Origin of the sequence: Streptomyces sp. NPDC051677, assembly GCF_044453465.1 — a bacterium.
Lineage (GTDB): Bacteria > Actinomycetota > Actinomycetes > Streptomycetales > Streptomycetaceae > Streptomyces.
Genome location: NZ_JBITCT010000148.1, coordinates 1 through 1,205, shown reverse-complemented (window position 1 = coordinate 1,205; position 1,205 = coordinate 1). Strand labels below are relative to the sequence as shown.

1 protein-coding gene is annotated in these 1,205 nt (G+C 68.0%); it reads left to right on the top strand.

Translation table 11 applies throughout. From position 1 onward, the window contains the following. Positions 1-127: 127 nt before the first annotated feature. Positions 128-1,205, top strand: a 1,078-nt coding sequence (locus ACIBAF_RS49295) for an IS256 family transposase (protein ID WP_399473429.1), incomplete at its 3' end; no start/stop codon positions are given.

Sequence of the window (1,205 nt, the reverse complement as noted above, 5' to 3'; positions counted from 1 at the left end):
GAGCAATGCTCAGGACTTGTGGATCAGCTCCTCTGGAGGACGCGCGAGGGGCGTACCTTCCCGAGTGAGTGATCGTCAAGTCACCGAGTAGGCCCGCGCTGCGAACGCGGGTCGGGAAGGCACGCCCGTGCTCAGCGTAGTCAATGAAGACGGCACCACCGAGGCCGGTTCCCTGATCGACGAGATCGTCCGCGAGGGTGCTCGGCGGATGCTGGCCGCCGCTCTGGAGGCGGAGGTGGACCAGTACATAGCCGAGCTCGCCGGGCAGCGTGACGAGGCCGGTCGACGGCTGGTCGTCCGCAACGGCCGGCGCCGGCCCCGGACCGTGACCACGGCTGCCGGGCCCATCGAGGTGGCCGCCCCGCGCGTGAACGACAAGCGGGTCGACGAGACGACGGGTGAACGTCAGCGGTTCTCCTCGAAGATCCTGGCGCCGTGGTGCCGGAAGTCCCCGAAGATCAGCGAGGTGCTGCCGCTGCTTTACCTCCACGGCCTGTCGTCGGGCGACTTCGTGCCCGCGATGGAACAGTTCCTGGGCTCCTCGGCCGGGCTGTCGCCGGCCACGGTGACCCGGCTGACGCAGCAGTGGACCGCCGACCACGCCGCCTTCCAGCGCCGCGACCTGGCCGGATCCGACTACGTCTACGTCTGGGCCGACGGCGTCCATCCCAAGATCCGCTTGTCCCAGACGCACTCCTGCCTCCTGGTCCTGATGGGCGTCCGCGTCGACGGCACCAAGGAACTCATCGCGATCACCGAGGGTCTGCGCGAGTCCACCGAGTCCTGGGCGGACCTGCTGCGCGACTGTCGGCGGCGCGGGATGCGCGACCCGATGCTCGTGGTCGGCGACGGTGCGATGGGCCTGTGGAGGGCGCTGGCGGAGGTGTTTCCGCAGGCCAGGCACCAGAGGTGCTGGGTTCACAAAACAAGGAACGTCTCGAACGCGCTGCCGAAGTCCGCGCAGCCCGGTGCGAAGAAGGCGCTGCAGGAGATCTACAACGCCGAGGACCGTGCGCACGCCGAGAAGGCGATCACCGCGTTCGAGAAGGCGTACGGGGCGAAGTTCCCCAAGGCGGTCAAGAAGATCACCGGCGAGGTCGACGAGCTGCTGGCGTTCTACGACTTCCCCGCCGAGCACTGGGTCCATCTCAGGACGACGAATCCGATCGAGTCGACCTTCTCCACCGTGAAGCTTCGGACCAAGG